This is a genomic window from Colwellia sp. Bg11-28 (assembly GCF_002836245.1).
Classification (GTDB): domain Bacteria; phylum Pseudomonadota; class Gammaproteobacteria; order Enterobacterales; family Alteromonadaceae; genus Colwellia; species Colwellia psychrerythraea_A.
Genome location: NZ_PJBA01000013.1, coordinates 1 through 334, shown reverse-complemented (window position 1 = coordinate 334; position 334 = coordinate 1). Strand labels below are relative to the sequence as shown.

The following is a 334-nucleotide window of genomic DNA, read 5'->3' as shown; positions in this document are numbered from 1 at the left end:
GGTAATAATGCGGTTATCACGTTAACGGAAGGGGGGCTAAATTCGGCGCAGACACTTATCACGGCCAGTCCTACTTCGTTAGAAGCAAATGGTATCAGTACCTCGATCATCACGGTACAAGTGAAAGACAGTAATGGTAATAATGTCAACAATGGTGGGGACGTCGTGAGCTTAACGGCTGACCTAGGTACCATAGGTGCTGTTACGGATAACAGTGACGGTACGTATACTGGGATTTATACCAGTGCAACTACCGTTGGCACCGCCACTATTACGGGCACACTGAACAGCATTGTTATCACCGATAATGCGTCTATCAGTTTGAAGAACGGGT

1 protein-coding gene is annotated in these 334 nt (G+C 47.0%); it reads left to right on the top strand.

The features are described 5' to 3' along the window. On the top strand, positions 1 to 334 hold a 334-nt coding region (locus CXF79_RS17420), incomplete at both ends, for an Ig-like domain-containing protein (RefSeq protein WP_198560094.1).